This window comes from Franconibacter sp. IITDAS19, from assembly GCF_023079515.1.
Taxonomy (GTDB): Bacteria; Pseudomonadota; Gammaproteobacteria; order Enterobacterales; family Enterobacteriaceae; genus Franconibacter; species Franconibacter pulveris.
On record NZ_JALJCP010000001.1, the window covers coordinates 69,572 to 88,444 of the forward strand.

Here is an 18,873-nt window from a genome sequence, read left to right on the forward strand (position 1 = left end):
AGAGTTAATCATGCAAGACACCACCGAAATTCAGGCACCTGAAGAATCACTCCTGCCCGGCAATCAGGCGGCGGCATCCGCTGATGGCTCTGTTGTCGATAATGCCAACGACAACGCAGGGCAAGAAGAAGGCTTTGAGATTGTCCTGAGTGACGATGAGAACAAACCAAAGCAGGACCCGGCAACTAATGCCGAGTTTGCCCGCCGCCGTCTTGAGCGCAAGCGTCAGCGCGAGCTTGAGCAACAGATGGAGGCGGTCAAGCGCGGAGAATTGCCGGATAACCTGCGGGTAACCCCTGAATTACCGCCTCAGCCAAACGCTAACGACTATTTCTCCGATGAAGCTATGGAGAAGTACGGATGGGATGCCAATCGCGCACAGGCTGCTTTTACGCAGGCTAACAACGAATGGCTCATCAAAGCTCAGGACGCACGCAGTAATGCTGTTGCCGAGCAGGGGCGCAAGACTCAGGAGTTTACCCAACAATCAGCACAGTACGCAGAGGCCGCTCGTAAGCACTATGACGCAGCGGAGAAGCTAAACATCCCGGATTACCAGGATAAAGAGGATGCATTCCTTCAACTGGTTCCTCCTCAGGTAGGAGTGGACATCATGCGGTTATTTCCTGAGAAGTCAGCTGCACTGATGTACCACCTCGGCGCCAATCCGGAGAAAACCCGCCAGTTGCTGTCAATGGACGGCCAGTCTGCGCTGATTGAATTAACACGACTATCCGAACGTTTAACTCTCAAGCCGCGAGCAAACCAGGTATCGAAGGCCCCGCCGGCAGATGAGCCGGTGCAGGGAAGTGTTGCTGCTGCAAATGTCTCAGCCATTCAAAAACAGATGGAGAAGGCCGCAGCGAAAGGTGACACAGAGACATATCGCAAGCTTAAGGCTCAACTTAAAGGATCACGATAATGGCATTAACCGAAGGCCAAATGATTACCTACGCTATCGACGAGGTAATCGAAACTGTACAGAACCTCACCCCGATGGCTGAGCGCGTCAGCAAATACACCCCGCCGGGCGCTTCAATGCAGCGATCCGGTAACACGGTGTGGATGCCGCTGGAGCAGGAGGCGCCAACCCAACGCGGGTGGGATTTAACCGACAAAGAAACCGATATTCTGGAGCTTTCCGTTAAAGTTAACCTTAACGAGCCAGATAACGATTTTTTTGCACTGCGCGCTGATGATGTACGTGATGAGCGCTCTTACCGACGCCGCATTCAGGCTTCCGCTAAGAAGCTGGCGAACAACGTAGAAGCTGAAATCGCGCGTCAGGCTGTTGAAATGGGCTCACTGGTTGTAACCAGCACCGGGCCAATCGGCAACGCCAACACTGGCTGGGACTTCATCTCTGAAGCTGAGTCACTGATGTTTGCTCGCGAACTAAACCGCGATGCAGGCCTGAGCTTCTTCTTTAACCCGAACGACTATCGTGGCGCGGGTCGTGACCTCGCCGGTAAGGACTTCTATGGTCGCATTCAGGATGATGCTTACCGTAACGGCGTTATCCAGAAGCAGGTCGCAGGTTTCGATGACGTGCTGCGCTCTCCGAAGCTTCCGACGCTGGTCGGCTCCACTGTTACTGGCGTGACCGTAGCTGGCGCTCAGAAATTCAAGCCTGAAGCGTGGCGTCTGGACACAGATGGAAACCGGGAGAACGTGGACAACCGCACTGCTACCGTTGCTGTAAGCTCAGGCACTGGCTTTAAGCGCGGCGATAAAATCTCTATCGCTGGCGTGAAATTCCTGTCGCAGATGGCTAAAAACGTACTGGTTCAGGATGCCACCTTCTCTGTGGTTGCGGTGAATGGTAATAACCTGACTATTACGCCGAAACCTATCGCGCTGGATGATACAACGCTTACTGCCGAGCAGCGCGCTTACGCCAACGTAAACACCTCCCTTGCTGCAGGCGCGGCAATCACACTCCTGAACACTGACACGGCGCCGACTAACGTGTTCTGGGCTGATGATTCTATTCGCCTGCTGTCTCAGCCGATCCCCCTCGACCACGACCTGTTTGCAGGGATGAAGTCTCAAAGCTTCAGCATCCCGGGAGTAGGTCTGAACGGTGTAATCGCCTTCCAGGGTGACATCGACATTCTCGGCGGCAAATGCCGTATCGCTCTGTGGTACGCGGCAACCGCTGTGCGCCCCGAAGCAATCGGTGTTGGCCTGGCAAATCAGGACGTCGCCACTGCGATTGAAGGCTAAAAATAAGGGGCTCCGGCCCCTTTCTTACTGGAGATAGCAATGAGCGTAATGCTTTACAAAGAAGGTAATGGTACTCGTGTCTGGGGCAAAGAGTATAAGACAACAATCGTTCCAGAACACGACGTCGAATCAATGATTGCTGAAGGATGGCATAAGCATCCTGACGAGGTCATGTCTCAAAAAACAGAGCAAACAAGAATCAAACGTACGCGCAGAACAAACTCAGAAGCGGCAGAAGAACCTCAAGAAGAGGTAAGTGATGAACATAAAAACGAAGGGTGATTTGGTTAATACAGCCCTGCGAAAGCTTGGTGTTGCCTCTGACGCCACCCTGACCGATGTAGAGCCGCAGTCTGTAGAGGACGCTGTACTTGACCTCGAAATGATGATGTCGGAATGGTATCAGGACGGAGCGGGGATTGACGCTGGATATTCATTTGCAACTGATGAGCCTCCTATGGATGGCGACGAGCATGGAATGAAGCCGTCAGCCGTGAGCGCTGTTGTGCATAACCTTGCCATCCGCATAGCTCCTGATTACGAAATAGAGCCAAGCGCAAAGATAGTTACCACAGCCCGTTACGGTAAAGAATTGCTTTACAAGGTAACAGCGCTGAAGCGTGCAGAAAAAGCCGGCGCCATGGGCTATCCAAATCGTATGCCAGTAGGTTCTGGAAACAGGTGCGCAACACTGAGCAGCTGGAACTACTTCCACAGACGGGATAATAAAGATGCCGATAGTTCAACTCCCCCTGATGAAGGGAACGGGTAAATCATATCGAAGCGCTGACTATGTGGACCTTTTGCCAGTAAATATGCTGGCAACTCCAAAGGAGGTGCTTAATTCTAATGGTTATCTCAGATCTTTTCCCGGCGTAAAAAAAAGGAATGATGTGGCCGGATTTTCACGTGGCGCAATATTCAACTCTCAGCAAGGCGTTGTTTATCGGGTATGTGGCAGCAAGCTTTACCGGAATGAGCAAGTTATTGCCTCTATTGGCGGGCTGTCAAGGGTAAGCATGGCCGCCAGTTATACAAGCCATGCTGTTTGCGCAGAGGGAACGGTAAGGCTATTCCGATACGACGGAGCTATAAAAGACATATCGAACTGGCCGGCAGATTCTGGATATACGCAATACGATCTGGGCAATGCGCAAGAAGTATGCCGGAACAGGTCTCGCTATATATGGAGCAAAGAGGGCTCGGATTCTTTTTTTATAAGCGATCTTGAGGATGAGTCAAAGCCAGACAGATACAGCGCACAATATCGCGCCGAAAGTCAGCCAGATGGTATTATTGGCATAGATGACTGGCGAGACTTTGTGATTTGCTTTGGCGCGAAAACTACCGAATATTTCTCTCTTACCGGTAACTCGTCGGCCGTCGGCTCAGCTCTTTATCAGGCTCAGCCATCAATGATGGTAACAAAGGGTATTGCCGGTACATACTGCAAAACAAAGTTTCTCGAAGCTCACGCTATAATAAGCCATCCCGCAACCGGAGCCCCTTCTGTCTATGTCATAAGCGCCGGAGAGGTGCAGCAAATTGCCACATCACATATAGAAAAAATCCTTCAGAGTTACCCTGCCGGTGAATTGGCATTAGGAGTTATGGAGGCCGTACGTTTTGAATCGCATGAGCTTCTTATAATTCATCTGCCAAGACATGTTCTGGTTTATGATGGCTCAGCAAGCCAGTCCGCGCCGCAATGGTCCGTATTAAAAGGTGGGCTTTTTGATTCTGTTCACCCTGGAATTGATTTCATGTATGAGGGGAATGCCATAACCTGCGGCGATAAGGCGACAGGAAGGATTGGCGAACTAAATACATCAACATCTGAGTTATATGGCGCAAGCCAGGAGCATATACTATATACGCCACTTTATAAGTCTGATAACGCAAGAGCTTTTGACTTTGAGTTAGAGGCTTCGACCGGTGTTGCCCAAATTGCAGACAGGTTATTTATTTCGGCAACTACAGATGGAATAAATTATGGAAAGGAAATGCTTATAGAGCAAAATTCGCCATTTGATTACGACCGCCGAATTCTTTGGCGAAGAATCGGGAGAATACGGAAAAATATAGGATTTAAAATACGTATCGTGACTAAATCACCAGTAACGCTTTCTGGGGCACAGATAAGGCTGGAATAATGGCAGAGCAACCCAAAAAGGTAACCGTGAAGTCTAGCAGGATAGACGCTTCGATTTTGCCGTCAGTGTTTTCTCTTCCCTACCGCTTATATGTAATGCAGCAAACTTCTGACCTTCAAGACCTTGCCAATTCTTCCAATAATGCCAACGACATCGCTTACCAGGCGACGATTAAGAATGAGGATCAGGATGCGGAGTTACAAAACCATGAACAACGAATATCTGATTTACGTGTTGAGGTAGACGAACACGAGGTCAGAATTACCGCTAACTCAGGAAGAATAGCAGAAGTTGAGTTAAGACTTACATCTGCTGAGGGTGAGATAACCACCATCAAGGCAGATATTAGTGGCATTAAAACAAGGCTGACAGGTGCGGAAAATGCCATCACCGCAATCCAGGGTGATTATATATCAAAGACAATCACCTCATCTCAATCGCTGGCATCGTCACTAAACGTTGCTTCATCATATGCCGTGAACGGCGTAAAGGTTGTTGGACCCAGAGTAACAGGATGGACCGCTGCTACTGGGACATCTTATCGTGGAGCCTTCAACGCAAATGCATCAATGCCGGTGAGTGCAACGTATACACAGTCAGAGGTGCAGGCAATATCTAATAATCTGCTCGCCACCATCCAGAGACTAAAGGGTCTGGAAGATGCTGTCAGGGCGCATGGGTTGATAGACGGATGATTACTTTCAAGCCTACTAGAAACATCGATCTGATAGAAATTGTCGGCAATCATCCTGCCATTATCGCAGGAAGCAATAACGGTGATGGTTATGATTACAAGCCAGAGTGCCGATACTTTGAAGTTAATGTGCATGGCCAGTTTGGAGGCATTGTCTATTACCAGGAGATTCAGCCGCTGACCTTCGAATGTCACGCCATGTACCTGCCAGAGATTCGTGGGTTCAGTAAGGATATCGGAATAGCGTTCTGGAGGTATATTCTCACCAATACCACTTTTCAATGCGTCACGTCATTTGCGGCCCGAAAATTTCGTCACGGGCAGATGTACTGCGCCATGATTGGCCTTAAACGCGTAGGCACCATCAAGAAGTATTTCAAAGGCATCGATGATGTAACTTTCTACTCTGCAACCCGCGAAGAAATACAAGAATTCCTCTCCCGTCATAAGTAGGTAAAACCATGCTCATTTTTCAATTAGCGAGTAAGCATCTCGAGAATCGCCTGTACCTGAAAGGCGGGAAGGGCGGAGATGGCGGAGCCAGTGCGCAAGCCAAAGCCCTGAACAAGCAAACCGATCTGCAGCGTCAGCAATGGCAGACCGTGATGAACAATCTTGCGCCATTTACACCACTGGCTCAGCAGTATGTCTCGCAACTGCAAAACCTATCGTCTCTTCAGGGCCAGGGAGATGCCCTCAATCAGTATTACAACTCACAGCAATACCAGGACCTTGCCGGGCAGGCGAGATATCAGTCTCTTGCTGCCGCTGAAGCAACGGGAGGGTTGGGGTCTACTGCAACCAGCAATCAACTGGCTACCATTGCGCCCACCTTGGGCCAATCATGGCTTAGCGGGCAGATGCAGAATTACAGCAACCTGGCGAATATCGGGCTTGGAGCGCTGCAAGGGCAAGCTAATGCTGGCCAGACCTACTCCAACAATATGGGGTCTATCTATCAGCAACAGGCAAACCTTGCTGCTGCTAATGCCAGTCGACCATCATCATTCCAGTCGGCCTTAAGCGGTGGAATTGGAGGGGCAGCAACAGGCGCAGCTATTGGCTCTGCTTTCGGTGGACCTGGAATCGGAACTGCAATCGGCGCCGGTATTGGTGTTCTTGGGTCGCTGTTCTAAGGGGGAATTCATGGCTACATGGGATATGGGGAATGGCGGAAACCTCCTTGCCGGACTCGGAGGCATTAACTCTAATGCGCCATCCGTAAGCGACTCTAACGCCGCACTGGCTCTTATTCGTGAAAATAACGAACTTCAGCGTTCAGGTGCCAACAACGTTGGTCTGCAGGCTTTACAGGGCATTGGTAGCGTAATGCAGGTTCAACAACAGGCGCAACAGCAGCAAAGGCAGCAGGAGTTTCAGCAGGCATACGCCAACGCATACGCCACTGGAGATCGCAATGAAATGCGCAAACTTGCAGTGCAATACCCTGAACAGTTCGATGCTGTGCGTAACGGTATGGGTTTCATTGATGAAGACCAACGCAACACGGTGGGTAATCTCGCTGCCGGCGCGCGTCTTGCCTCCTCTTCTTCTGATTCAATGGCTAACTGGCTGAAGTCCAATGCCGGTGAACTGGCTCGCGTTGGCGTAAATCCGCAGGATGTCGCGCAGATGTACCAGCAGAATCCGCAGCAGTTCGGAGAGTTTGTTGACCACCTCGGTTTGACCAGCTTAGGTCCTGAGAAGTATTTCGACCTGCAGGATAAAATGCAGGGGCGCCAGGTGACCATGCGCGGTCAGGATATAGACGCTCAGACAGCAGCCCGTAACCAGGCAATTACGATGCGCGGCCAGGATATTCAAGCTGACCTTGGTCAACAAAGAATTAATCTGGACGCAGAAACAAATCGAGTTAACAACGAAAACAAACGTCTTGACAGAATGCTTGCGTCAGAAACTAACGACCTAAAACGGCAGGAAATACAGAGCAGGATTGACGCAAATAACCAGAAACTGCAGCAGAAGCAGCAGACACTTAATGATGGTTACAAAGACGGCATAAACACGCTGACGACCAGCATGTTTACGTTGAATGACATCGTAAGTTCTCCGGCACTCAAGAGTATTACTGGACTGCGCGGCGCGATTCCTAATGTCCCGGGGTCACAAGCTGCTGACACGCAGGCGCGACTGGATACCTTTAAATCCCAGGCATATTTGACCGCAGTGCAAGCAATGAAGGGAATGGGGGCACTATCTGATGCTGAAGGTAAAAAGCTTGACCAGGCTGTCGGCTCTCTTCAGAACTCGCAGAGCGAAGAATCTTTCCGTCGAAACGCTGGCGTCATCCTGAACACATTAAACCAAAAGCGTAACGAGGCGGTTGGTAAGTACGTTCAGCAAAACGGCATTAAGCGCATGGAAGCTCCGCAGGCTTCTATCGACTACCTGAAGCAGCATCCAGAGCTTTCCACAGACTTTATTAACCGCTACGGATATCTTCCACCTTTGGGGCAGTAAATGGCTAATTACCGTGATTTGTTAGAGCAGGCTGGCGCACGTCACGGTGTGCCAGAGGGCTTGATGACTGCGTTAGGTGGAAAGGAGTCATCCTATAACCCTAGTGCGGTCAGTTCTGCAGGTGCCGTAGGATTAACTCAGGTAATGCCGGGAACATGGCGTGACATGGGTTACACTGATGAGCAAATGCAAAGCCCTGAATACCAGGCTGATGCAGGCGCTCGTTATCTGGCGCAGATGTACCAGCAATTTGGTAACTGGCGTGACGCTCTTCAGGCTTACCACGATGGCCCTGGAAATGTCATGAAGGCGAAGCGTGGTGAATACACTCCGGGCCCGGAAGGGCGGGGGTATGTTGATAGCCGGTTTGCTCAATGGGCTAGAGCCCCTGTAACGGATACAACAGCAGAACAGCGCGCCACGTCTGCAAAGGTTCATCCTCAGGAAGACCCGAACAACCCGTTTGCTCAACTTGAATCTCAATCATCCTCCCAGGAAGTGGCGCCGGGTGTGCAGTCAGATCCAAACAATCCATTTGCTCAGATAGAGCAGCAGGCTACCAGCCAGCAGCCACCTCAATCGACAGCAGCGAGCGCACAGCAACAATCTCAGCAGCAAGGTGGAATTATGTCTGACCTTGGCAATGGTCTAGCTGAAACTGGCCGTGGCTTGCTGCAGGCTGGCGTCAATGTGGCCAACATCCCTGCTGAGCTCACCGATGCCGTCACAAGTGCGGCCGCCTGGGCGGGAAATAAGCTCGGTATCGGCGACGGAACATATCAACCAGCGCCGCGTGTCACCACTCAAGGACTTGAGAAGGATTTCGGGTTGCAGCCTGGCGCGTTAAGCCCACAAACAACCGAGGGGCGCATCTTTGCTGATGCCCTGCCTTACCTGACACCTGTTGGTGTGGAAAGAGCAGCGGCGGCAGCGCCGGGCCTCGCTGGTCGTATCGCTGAAGGTGGCTCACGCCTACTGGCTGAGAACGCCGTTGGTTCACTGGCTGCTAATAGCGATAAAAACGACGCTGGCGCGCTGGCAACAGATTTAGGGCTTGGTGTTGGTCTTGGGGCTGCCGCAAACGGCGTAGTCAGGGCCGCAGGCGCTGGGTATCGCGCACTGACTGGCTCAATGGCACCCGAAGCCGCGCAAGCTATCCGCTTTGCTGAGCAGAATAACGTTCCGCTAACCACCACGGACGTAATCTCTCCAACATCACGTGTTGGCCGAGCCGCACAAACGACTGCTGAGAACATCCCCTTTGTTGGCACGTCCGGGATGCGGGCGGCTCAGCAGGAGTCTCGCAGCCAGCTCGTTCAAAACTTTGCTAATCGTTTCGGTGAGTATAATCCGTCAGAAGTGGTAAGCAGCCTGAAATCCAAGACATCTGGCATTAAACAGGCCGCAGGTCGCCGTCTTGAACAGGTGCAGAACGCAATGGCAGGGATAAATATCCAGCCATCTCGTGCTGTTCAGCAGATTGATAACGAAATATCAAATCTGCAAAAGCTAGGGGAGGTTGCCGACCATGAGACGATTTCTAAACTCCAGTCGTATCGCGACGAGCTAGTTAGAAACGCAAGCCAAAATGGTCCGGTTAGTCTTGATTTGAAGCAATTAAGCGATTTGCGAAGCCAGTTCAGGATAGACGTGAAAGGGGAAAGGCCATTACTTCCTAACCGATCAGATGCTGCCGTTCAGCGCGTGTACAGGGCAATGTCAGATGACATAAACAACGCAATTGGTAAGAGCCTCGGAAGTGAAACGCTGCGTAAATATCGTCAGGCCAATGCAGTTTACGCAGATGAAGCTACCAAATTGCAAAACACGCGCCTGAAGAATGTGCTGATGAAGGGGGACCTGACCCCTGAAGTAGTGAATAATATGCTGTTCAGTAAGAACAAGTCAGAGATTCAAAGCCTTTATAACTCAGTTGGCCAGGCCGGACGTGTGCAAATGCGCAACGGGATCATCGGCAAGGCAATGGAGAAATCAGGAGGATCACCTGACCAGTTTCTGCGCCAGCTGAATATCATGTCGAACCAAACTGGAATAGCATTCAAAGGTGATGATGCGGCCTATATACGAGGCCTCAAAAATTATCTTGAGTCAACGAAACAGGCCGCAAGGGCTGGAGTGAGCACACCTACCGGTCAGCAGGCAGTGCCACTGATTATGGGGTTTGGCGCCGCTGCTAACCCGGCAGCAGCAACTGCGGGGGTTAGCTATGGACTAATTGCGCGCATGTATGAAAGCAGGACAGTGAGAAATGCAATGTTGCGCATGGCGAATACTAAGCCTGGAACGACCGCTTTTGAACAAAGAGCTGAAGAGTTATCTAGGCTCATAAATGCAATATCGCAAGGAGCTAAGTCATCTTCTGATTAAGGACTTAACTTCATTCCACGCAATAATCACCGCCAGCGAAAGAAACGCGAAAGCAAATGCTCCATATGGTTGAGATCTTGTTTCAGGAAACATGCCGAACCCAAAGCAGGTTAACGAAACAAAAAATGCAACGCCCTTCATACACTGAATAGTTTTATTCATTTATTTCTCCAATATTTATTAATTAACCAACCCCGGCTTGCCCGGGGTTTTTTATGCCCGGAGCTAACCAATGGCAGACATTGTTGCAGATTTTTTTATAGGCGCCCCAACTTCACCGTTTACCACGCCAAAAACATTAAAGCCTATTTCTGGCGGGAAAGTTTATGTAGGTCAGGTGGATACCGACCCTACATTGCCTGAAAATCAAATTCAGGTTTACCTCAAGGGAGAAGATGGAACTCCGGTGCCAGTCCAGCAGCCAATAACATTAAACTCTGGTGGTTTTCCAGTTTATAACGGTCTGGTTTCAAATTTCTACACATCGCAAAGCTATTCAATGGCTGTTTACGATGCATTTAATGCTTTGCAGTTTTACTATGCAAAAGCCCCATTGAGTGATGCATCTGAATTGAGGGAGCAACTTTCAAGTGCCGACGGTGTTAATTTAGTTGGCAATGCTGTCGATAAAAGAGGCGATGAGTTTTCAGGTGAAGTAATAGCTCCGGCCTTAAGAATTAAATCTACTTATGGCAATCTTGTTGTAGGCGATCAACCCGTAACGCCAGCGGATGCTTTACGTGATGCTATTAACGTTTCAAGAAGGCTTGATAACTCACCTACAAACTGCCACGCATTTGCAGATAAAACCGTTATTAATCAGGCTACAGATTACGGTGGTTACGGCGCTTTTGACTCAACAGTCATAGTATCCGGAACCAACACACACAATCACGCATACAGTTTTCAGGACCGCATTAATTATGCAGGAAGTGGTGTCCTTCAAAACATGGAGGGCTTGTATTCATCACCCACTATTACGGGTAGCGGTACTGTTGAAAGCCGTATGGGTGTATTTATTAATAATGCTGCAGTGACTAATGGCGGAAAGCTACTTCAGCAAAACGGTATTTTTATTGAAGACCTTTTCAGCGCAACAACAAATGTCGGCATTCACGTTCGCCAGACTCAGGGGCTTGGTTATTACGCACCAAATTTCGGTAAAATGTGGCAAAACGGTGTTGCTGGTTTTGGCATAGATCCGTCGCAATTAGCTAACGCCATAAACTGGCGAGGTGGGGCTACTGGTAGTTTTTATGGTTTCCTGACAACCGATCCCAATGGGACATACCTTGGCACAACAGGAGATACGCCATTAAAGTTTGTGTCAGGTGGCGAAGTGCGCCTTCAGATTAAAATTGCATCTGGTGCTCAACGGGCTCTTACGCCTGGTAACGACAATCTAACGCCTCTTGGCGATATAGTAAATCGCTGGAGTACTGTGTTTGCAGGGACCGGGTCAATTAATACTTCAGACGGCCGTGAAAAATCACAGCCAGTCACTGCGTCAGAGCTATCTAAATCCATGGCTGCTGATGAAAATGCAATACTTGACGCGTGGGGTGATGTATCAATAATCGTTTTTCAGTGGCTGAATTCTATTAAAGAAAAGGGGCAGAATGAAGCACGCTGGCATTTTGGCGTTATTGCACAACAAGTTAAAGATGCATTCGAGTCAAAAGGAATCGACGGAACACGTTTTGGCCTGCTCTGTTATGATGAATGGGATGACCAGTATGAAATTTTACCCGAAGAAGTAAAACAGCACCCCGCCGAATATTCAGCAGAACCGGATGAATCAGGACGTCGTGCTATTCTTAAAGAAGCCTGGACAGAGGTTGTAAAGCCTGAGGGTAGAGTTCTGGTTACGCCGGCGGGAAATCGCTGGGGCATTCGTTCAGACCAGTGCCTGTGGTTAGAAGCTGCATATCAGCGGAGAGAACGGCAGAAACTGGAAGCCAGAATTAGCAAGCTTGAGGATTTATTTTCCAGTAAATAGCTATTGCTTGTGCTTCCATAGCGAATACTCATCCCATAGCCATATCGCTATCATAGCGATATCAATACCAACGAAGCCCTTCGCAGAAGACATGCCTGTTAGCAACATCAGCAGGCATGCAATCCCCATCGTCCTGATAAACCAATGACTTACTTTCGCAAATGTATTCATGGGATATGACCTCTTATGAAGACCAAAAGGGTACAGTCACTTGAGCGCTTAATCAATATCAGCGCGATAGATCAATAGGCCGCTCCGTCTTGATCTCCCCTCTCGATAAAACTACTGTATATACAAACAGTATAATTTTATTGGGAGGGGATATGCCGCGCAGAGAAGATATTGAGTTCGCGTTTCGTAACGCTATGGAGATAGATAAGAGTGGGCGCCGGGTTGTAACGACCAGACGATTCGTTGAAGAGCTTCACGCTGTTAACTGGATGTGGACGATGCGTGAGGCCAATCGATGGATAGAGTTAAGCGTCAGCACGTTCAAAGACGTCTCGACGGAAGAGGGCGAGAACCGTACGTTCGCGCTTTACAATCCGAACGGAGGGCTGTGAATGTTCGCCAGCCCCGCTACAGATTATCTTGAGCCAAAGATATCGCTCGATGCGCTCTGCGTCAGGAGTCCGGCATCCACTTACTTCCTCCGCTCCAGTAACTCATACTGGAATGCCGGCATCCTTAACGGTGCTCTGTTGGTCGTCGACATGAGCGTTAAGCCCTGCGACGGGTCAATCGTTGTATGTGCATATGAAGGGGAGCTGGTGCTTCGTCGGCTTAAGCTAATCTCTCGCCGCTGCCTGCAGAATATCGACCACCCAAACTTTTCATGGCCGCTTCCGGTCGAGGATGACGACACGCGTCAGGTTTATGGCGTGGTGACGTATGTCATTAATGATGCACGGGGAGGGGAGTTCGACGATTCGCCGGTGATGTAGGTGGGACAGATGTGAGACACGCAAGGCTTTGCACCGGTTTGCAGGGCTTTGCATGTTTTCGCGTCATGGGACGTGTGAGCGCAGGGATGACGCGGTAAGTTACTGTGTTAAAAGGTAGTTCTTATAATTCGTAATGCGAAGGTCGTAGGTTCGACTCCTATTACCGGCACTCACACAAAAAAATATTGTAAAAAACAATCAATTATACAGATTTTCGCTCTCAGGCTACGATCTCTTTTTACAATATTCTATGACCAACAGTTGCCGCTATGGTTAATCGTGGCTATTCAGGGATGTTAGTACGTAGCGGCCTGGAGTTCTGTAGTTGTAAAGCTCGAACAGGTACAAAGCGTGAACAGTCCCCACGGACTGCTCTCAACTCGAAGCTGATGACGCTGCCAACGGCTCTACATCCTCCCGAAGCAGATTATCAAACGCATTTAAGCCCGATGTGCGGCCTTGTGGCTGCGTAAACTAATGCCCCGGTAGCTACAGATCCGGCTCTGCCAGCGCTTCGCTCACGTTCCGAAAGGTACACGAGTACTCTGATAAGGTGTGCTCCTTCTGACAATCTGATGAAATTGCTACGCTCCGCTTGTTGCTAATACCACTAACGGGGCTTTATGGCTTCTGTTGTCTGAAATCAGAAGAAAAGAGCCAGCGTTAAAGCTGGCTATGCTCTTAGAATGGTGAAGCATTCAGATAGATCGTGATTGAGTAGCTCGCCCCATTGGTGAAGCGGTACACATCGCCTTTCACGTTCAGATGAATAGCACTATCACGTATCGCGATCTTTGCGTTGCCGTCAGACGTTGATAAAAATGGCTGATACTTATCCCCGATACCTTTCAGGAAAGTCGCTTCCGTGACTTTTGGAGGGACTAAATAAAACTGGTACACAAAGGCTGTGGTAGCACCTGCGCTGCCCTCTGTGACGTACAGTGACACCTGTGAGTTAACCTTCTCAACCTTGTAAACAGTTTGGTCGATTGGCGAGTTGAGCGCCTTATACGCGCCATAGCAAGCCACGACGAGCAAGAGCACCACCACCCACTTAAAAACCCGAACGTTTCGCATAGTCTATCCCTGCTCTTATCCAAGTCTGATCCTGAGGATCATCACCATATGAATTGGGCCCTGGATAATCCGCAAACTCCGGACGGCTTGTACCTGCGAGAATTTGCGCAGCACCTGCACCACGTAGCAAGATCTGATCCGGGATACCCGCAGCCGCTCCAACCGCACCATAGTTAAAGTTACCAAAGGCTGCATATTTACTGCCACGTTGCTTATAGTCCCACGGTCCATGATTCCTTACCTGATAGTAAAACCAGACATAGGTGAGGGCTGACGGGCCACGGTGAAAGCGAGCCATCATCATGTTATTGACAACACTCACACCAGGCGGGGTTATAGCAGATAACTCATACGGCGGGTGAGGATTTGCCGCTAATGTCGGATACCTCATGCTTGCGCTCTTTCGTTCCAGCTATCGGTAAACATAATATTGCCGTCGCAGTGCTTCCAGGTGATCTTCTCATAACGGAACTCGACACACTCAAGGTGGTTATGCTTCTCCTTGCTCGCGTCTTTGGTATCGTGCATAACGGGAGAAACACCTACAATCTTCACACCTTCTAACAGCATGTTGAAGTATTCCACTTCCTGCCCTGCATCGTTGATCTTGTACCATTTGAACTCAGCAGATTTAAGCGTCTGACCTGTGGCAACAGCTTTGTAAAGGTACGGGCTGGAGCTATCAAATTCCTTTTGGATAATCAGCGCGGAGTGTTTGCGAGTCCCGGTAATCTTCCCGGTCATTGGGTCTGTGGGAATGTTTAAGCTGTGGGAGAATCCGTTAATCTCAATGCTGCCGTCACGGTCTTGAACGTCTACAGATCCCTTGATATCTGCGCCGCCGTCATCTTTAAGCCATAGGTAAGCTGGAATAGCCATTTTCTCTTTTTCCTTATGTTGTTATAAAAATCCATAAAGAAAGTGTACCTATAACGCCGGGTGGAAAGTAAAGGATCAAATGTAACAAATTCACTAATATAAACGTGGCTAGATTTTAGTTAAATAACACTAAGGGAAGAGGCCGCAACGGTGCTTTTACTTTTCGCTGCTATCGAACATTTTCATACTTTGGGAATGCTTTCTGTTCGTTTTATAGACGAAATCGTGGATGGAATTGCTATAGCGGCACAGCGTCTCTTTGGCTGTTGTAGTGGCACACTGCAGTAGGTCACCTGAAAAGAGGTGATATCCTTACCTCAGAACAATACAGGTGTCCAAATGAAAAGAAGACGTTTCAGCGCAGAGTTTAAACACGAATCCGCTCCACTGGCTCTTGACCAGAAGTACACCGTTGAAGATGCGGCCACTGCTATGAGCGTTGGTCTTTCTACTATGGCGCAATAGGTAAAGCAGTTGCGGGATGAACGACAGGGCAGAATGCCAAAAACTTCCCCCATAACTTAGGAACTGATGCGGTTCGTTCGGACTGACCGACCATGCCGGGCAGTATAACGACATTAATGATTAACTCTTAGGGAGCCAGACAGGACTGTCAATTTGTCCGCTCTGTGCCAGGAGCTGACATTCTTTATACGATTGAATTAAATTATAATTACTCATATATATTACTTACAGGTGGACTCGCTTGTTAGGCGGTTTAACCCGTGGTTAAATATGAGGCTACCGTTAAAATAAGCATCAGGCTATTCTGAAATCTATCTACCGCCAGGGAGACATTATGCGAATTCCAACGAGTCGTAACCCCAAGCTGACGGCGAGCCTCAACCCAAACCTGACGAGCAGTATCAATCCTCGTCTCACTAGCAGCATTAATCCAAAGTTAACGTCTAGCATCAATCCCAAACTAACCTCAAGTATTAACCCTGTACTTACATTGAGCATTAACCCCAAATTGACTAGCTCCATCAACTACAAGCTCACGTCAAACAGAAATCCAAATCTCACGTCAAGCATCAATCCCAAGCTAACTTCGTCCATCAACCCAAATATATCATCCAATATTTCTGGTCTATATCTATTTGATCTAGCGCTCAATACGGTAGGCTTCACAGTATCGTCAGATCCTAACTATTGGCTGTTGTTCGATCCACTATGCCACTTTACTGGTGTTGCTGTGAGTTCCCGGCAGAACGTCTTCGTTGAGTTTGATTTAGACAATAATTTTGTTGGATTCTTTATTCATGCCAAAGCTCAAAGCTGGCTACGATTCAACGTAAATAACGATTGGGTGGGGTTGACTACATGATCCTAACAATGTGAGTCACGGTACCCTATTTACAATATGGTTTTGCCGCTCTCAATCGGAGCGTATGCTAAGCGTAAACCTTTGAAACGGAGTATCAGTGAAAAAGCAAGAAGGCATTTCAAAGTATAAGCTAAATAAAATAGCCGTAGAGTCATTGAGAAATACTATCCGTCTTCATTTTGACTCAATGCTACTTTATGAGAACGGTTCGTACCCAAGTGCATTTCAGCTTTCAGTCTTGGCGCTTGAAGAGTTCTCAAAAGCCATCTGGGTGGATCACTACATTTGGTCATCTGAAACTAATGAGGGCTATCCAGATGTTCAGTTTGAGCAGGCATGGTTAAAACTTCTATATCTACATCCAAAAAAACAGTGGAACTTTGTAGCAAGAGAAATAGATGATTACTCTCCAAGTTTTGTTTCCATGATCCAGAGCAGGAAATTAGAAGAAAAAAAACAAAATTCTATATATGTTGGTTTGTCTCGTTCGAAGGGGGGGATTGATATACATAGCCGAGTCTCTACCCCATCGGAAATTAAAAAAAAAGATACAAGGCAGTTTATTTCAGTAATCAATGCTGAATTACTCAGAATAGTTGCAAGAATTGAGAGTGATGAATTTTATTTCGAGGGTGGCAAAGGAATGGATGAGGTGTTTAATTATGAAATCTATAAAAATCTTTTACAATGGCCTCACAAAAGCGGAATAAAAAATAATGGTTGGAGAAGGAAGAAACATCAACGAAAATAATAATCGTGGGTTGGTGGTTTTCTCCCCCAGCGCTCCTAATCAGCCGTCCGCTCCTCGCTCACAGCGGGTCTTCAACCTAGTATACTCGCCCGCTTCGTGCCAAGAGCGGACGTTGCTACTACTCACCGTAAATTAAAGAAATTGTACTCATTAAATAGTGGTAATTCCGAAGATCTTAGGGTCGGCGCAAAAAATATGAGAATGGGCTTGATAAGCGGCCAGTACGTTAAAGCGTTCAAGTAACCTAATATTATTGTGATGATGCTGTGCTGAGAATTTTATATTGATTGATTCTATTTGCCCCCTCATTCGTGGCGGAATCTGTACAAGGGTCTGCTTTGACAAGTCCACCACATTGAATGAAGCAAACGCACTACGACTCAAATTAAAAAGAAACATATTATGATTGGGATCATCAGTTCCTTGAAGGTAGCCTGTATCAGGTACAGCTACTCTACAACCCGGAATGTCGTCAAAGGTTGCTACTATCAGATGACCCATCTTTCCCTTTGACTCAAAAATCTCCTCAACAGACGACTCTAGGATACTTTTTTTTGCTCCGGGTGGAGTCATTAATGCCAGAAAAAGAATCTCCAGCCACTGTAAATACTGCTCACTCGTCACCCCAAACTCTGCGCAAACCTCGGCTAAATGAGGTTTTATTCCCGCGCGTATATCGGAGAAGTGGGCTAGCAAAAGAGGATCAGTTGGATGCATCCCCACTAATTCCTTAAACATATTAATTGTTCGAACAATTAAATAGGGATTTCTAATCCACCCCATGAATTTTGCTTTGAACACTCGTTCAGCGGCGCCTTTCAAAACATCGCTTCCAGAATTTACCTTTAATACGGAGATAAGGAGGCCAGTTGCTGTTACTAAGTCCATTTCAAATTTCTGAAAGAAATCCTCTAAATTTTTTCTTAATCTTGAGCTTTTTACATCGAAACTAAAGAGATCATTAAAAGAGAGGTTCGTCTTTATCTTGACGCCTTCAGTATTTGTCAAGCGAACAACGCTATTTTCGCGATCTGCAATTTCAAATTTGTAGATTCGCTGCTTATTTTTTGGTCTGCTCTCGTCAATGCAGTTATTGCGCTGCTCTGTTTGAGATATAAAATGTTGATTCCTCGTTAGATTATCCATAAGTTCTCCTTACTGCTACGATTCACCGGGCGTGTAATTGACCTGCTCTTCATTGATTAATATGCGGTAATGTTAGCAATACCTCCATCGACTTTGAGGACAACTGTGAGCTTCCGCTCCTCGCTCATAGCAGGCATGACAGCTATCTCTTCTCTCCGGTCGTGCCAGAAGCAGATGTTCCTCGCACCCCGTTTCCCGGTGTGGCAATTAACAGATCGGGGTTTTCTGCCACGCCTGGGTGTTCAATAATTTTTTGTTACTAAAAGAGTAGCTGGTAAATAAATTTGCTGAACAAAAACATGGTAACGTTTTAAATACTCCACACATGAGGTACTTATGATAACCGTTTTTGTTTTACTTAAGACGACAAAGGAATGGCTCCGTCTGGAGCGCGCTGAAAGAAACCGCATTGCTGATAGCGTATTATCTACCGTTTTGTCCGATAATAAAGTCACGCTAAGAATGTTTGACGCCGAGGCGTTTACCACAAAATGTACTGATGTCGCTATGTTCCAGGCAGAAGACATGCAGGCATTTTATTTTGCTATTGAGCGGCTAAGGGACTCGGAACTTATAACCAGACCTTATTTTGAAATGGTGGAAATTATTCCTACTATTGAAGATGGTTTTAAAGCTTTCGAGAAGGCCAGTATTCCTAAATAATAACTCTGGTCAGAGGGAGTAACAATGAGGGTTGCTACTCCCTCTGTTGAGACTTATCTTTTTAATGGTTAAAGCAGGATTAACGACCCGGCTTTTGATTCTTACACTTGTTTTTTTAAGTGATTAACCAGTGTCTGCTTCGTCA

Annotated in this window: 20 protein-coding genes and 1 pseudogene; 17 read left to right on the plus strand and 4 right to left on the minus strand. The window is 47.9% G+C overall.

Features of this window, described 5'->3' with window-relative positions; all coding sequences use genetic code 11:
• The first annotated feature begins 10 nt into the window (after nt 1–10).
• From MT962_RS00475 to MT962_RS00535, 13 genes are all read left to right on the plus strand, one after another.
• On the plus strand, nt 11–922 hold the full coding sequence (locus MT962_RS00475; protein WP_247364086.1) for a scaffolding protein: 912 nt from the start codon (nt 11–13) through the stop codon (nt 920–922).
• Nucleotides 922–2,226 carry a P22 phage major capsid protein family protein gene (locus MT962_RS00480; RefSeq protein WP_247364088.1) on the plus strand — a complete coding sequence of 435 codons (1,305 nt, stop codon included), beginning with the start codon at nt 922–924 and terminating at the stop codon, nt 2,224–2,226. The genes MT962_RS00475 and MT962_RS00480 overlap by 1 nt, the downstream gene beginning before the upstream one ends.
• Before the next feature lie 39 nt (nt 2,227–2,265).
• Nucleotides 2,266–2,508 (plus strand): hypothetical protein, encoded by a 243-nt coding sequence (locus tag MT962_RS00485; protein ID WP_247364089.1) that lies wholly within the window; start codon nt 2,266–2,268, stop codon nt 2,506–2,508.
• The gene (locus tag MT962_RS00490) at nt 2,486–2,998 is read left to right on the plus strand and encodes a packaged DNA stabilization gp4 family protein (protein WP_247364090.1); all 513 of its coding nucleotides are present in this window, start codon (nt 2,486–2,488) and stop codon (nt 2,996–2,998) included. The genes MT962_RS00485 and MT962_RS00490 overlap by 23 nt, the downstream gene beginning before the upstream one ends.
• Nucleotides 2,958–4,379, plus strand: a complete 1,422-nt coding sequence (locus MT962_RS00495; protein ID WP_247364091.1) for a packaged DNA stabilization protein — start codon at nt 2,958–2,960, stop codon at nt 4,377–4,379. The genes MT962_RS00490 and MT962_RS00495 overlap by 41 nt, the downstream gene beginning before the upstream one ends.
• Nucleotides 4,379–5,074, plus strand: a complete 696-nt coding sequence (locus MT962_RS00500; RefSeq protein WP_247364092.1) for a phage tail protein — start codon at nt 4,379–4,381, stop codon at nt 5,072–5,074. The genes MT962_RS00495 and MT962_RS00500 overlap by 1 nt, the downstream gene beginning before the upstream one ends.
• A complete protein-coding gene (locus MT962_RS00505) occupies nt 5,071–5,526 on the plus strand; it encodes a DUF2824 family protein (protein ID WP_247364099.1) in 456 nt (151 codons plus the stop codon). The genes MT962_RS00500 and MT962_RS00505 overlap by 4 nt, the downstream gene beginning before the upstream one ends.
• Before the next feature lie 8 nt (nt 5,527–5,534).
• Complete coding sequence (locus MT962_RS00510; RefSeq protein WP_247364100.1) at nt 5,535–6,209, plus strand: DNA transfer protein; 675 nt, start codon at nt 5,535–5,537, stop codon at nt 6,207–6,209.
• Nucleotides 6,210–6,219: 10 nt separating this feature from the next.
• Nucleotides 6,220–7,554, plus strand: a complete 1,335-nt coding sequence (locus MT962_RS00515; protein WP_247364101.1) for a phage DNA ejection protein — start codon at nt 6,220–6,222, stop codon at nt 7,552–7,554.
• On the plus strand, nt 7,555–9,942 hold the full coding sequence (locus MT962_RS00520; protein WP_247364104.1) for a lytic transglycosylase domain-containing protein: 2,388 nt from the start codon (nt 7,555–7,557) through the stop codon (nt 9,940–9,942).
• Nucleotides 9,943–10,174: 232 nt separating this feature from the next.
• Nucleotides 10,175–11,941: a phage tailspike protein gene (locus MT962_RS00525; protein ID WP_247364105.1), complete on the plus strand. Its 1,767-nt coding sequence runs from the start codon at nt 10,175–10,177 to the stop codon at nt 11,939–11,941.
• Nucleotides 11,942–12,264: 323 nt separating this feature from the next.
• Nucleotides 12,265–12,504, plus strand: a complete 240-nt coding sequence (locus MT962_RS00530; RefSeq protein ID WP_247364108.1) for a DNA polymerase V — start codon at nt 12,265–12,267, stop codon at nt 12,502–12,504.
• Nucleotides 12,505–12,885, plus strand: coding sequence for a S24 family peptidase (locus tag MT962_RS00535; protein ID WP_247364109.1), 381 nt, complete (start codon nt 12,505–12,507; stop codon nt 12,883–12,885).
• A gap of 681 nt (nt 12,886–13,566) precedes the next feature.
• Here the strand turns inward: MT962_RS00535 and MT962_RS00540 are convergent.
• Genes MT962_RS00540 through MT962_RS00550 form a run of 3 tightly spaced genes read right to left on the minus strand, consistent with a single transcriptional unit; the run spans nt 13,567 to nt 14,841 of the window.
• Nucleotides 13,567–13,962, minus strand: a complete 396-nt coding sequence (locus tag MT962_RS00540; protein ID WP_247364110.1) for a hypothetical protein — start codon at nt 13,960–13,962, stop codon at nt 13,567–13,569.
• Nucleotides 13,940–14,353 (minus strand): polymorphic toxin type 44 domain-containing protein, encoded by a 414-nt coding sequence (locus tag MT962_RS00545; protein WP_071788782.1) that lies wholly within the window; start codon nt 14,351–14,353, stop codon nt 13,940–13,942. The genes MT962_RS00540 and MT962_RS00545 overlap by 23 nt, the downstream gene beginning before the upstream one ends.
• A complete protein-coding gene (locus tag MT962_RS00550; protein ID WP_024560485.1) occupies nt 14,350–14,841 on the minus strand; it encodes an Hcp family type VI secretion system effector in 492 nt (163 codons plus the stop codon). Before MT962_RS00550 ends, MT962_RS00545 begins: the two co-directional genes overlap by 4 nt.
• 339 nt (nt 14,842–15,180) lie before the next feature.
• Between MT962_RS00550 and MT962_RS00555 the strand changes: the two are divergent.
• The 3 genes and pseudogenes from MT962_RS00555 to MT962_RS00565 all read left to right on the plus strand — a co-directional run.
• Nucleotides 15,181–15,363: pseudogene (locus MT962_RS00555) on the plus strand (transposase); the annotation flags it as partial.
• Nucleotides 15,364–15,640: 277 nt separating this feature from the next.
• On the plus strand, nt 15,641–16,168 hold the full coding sequence (locus tag MT962_RS00560) for a hypothetical protein (protein ID WP_247364111.1): 528 nt from the start codon (nt 15,641–15,643) through the stop codon (nt 16,166–16,168).
• Between the two features lie 97 nt (nt 16,169–16,265).
• Nucleotides 16,266–16,919: an AbiV family abortive infection protein gene (locus tag MT962_RS00565; protein ID WP_247364112.1), complete on the plus strand. Its 654-nt coding sequence runs from the start codon at nt 16,266–16,268 to the stop codon at nt 16,917–16,919.
• 150 nt (nt 16,920–17,069) lie between these two features.
• Here the strand turns inward: MT962_RS00565 and MT962_RS00570 are convergent, their stop codons facing one another.
• Nucleotides 17,070–18,065, minus strand: coding sequence for a hypothetical protein (locus MT962_RS00570; protein ID WP_247364113.1), 996 nt, complete (start codon nt 18,063–18,065; stop codon nt 17,070–17,072).
• Nucleotides 18,066–18,401: 336 nt separating this feature from the next.
• Between MT962_RS00570 and MT962_RS00575 the strand changes: the two genes are divergently transcribed.
• Complete coding sequence (locus MT962_RS00575) at nt 18,402–18,728, plus strand: darcynin family protein (protein WP_247364114.1); 327 nt, start codon at nt 18,402–18,404, stop codon at nt 18,726–18,728.
• Nucleotides 18,729–18,873 lie beyond the last annotated feature (145 nt).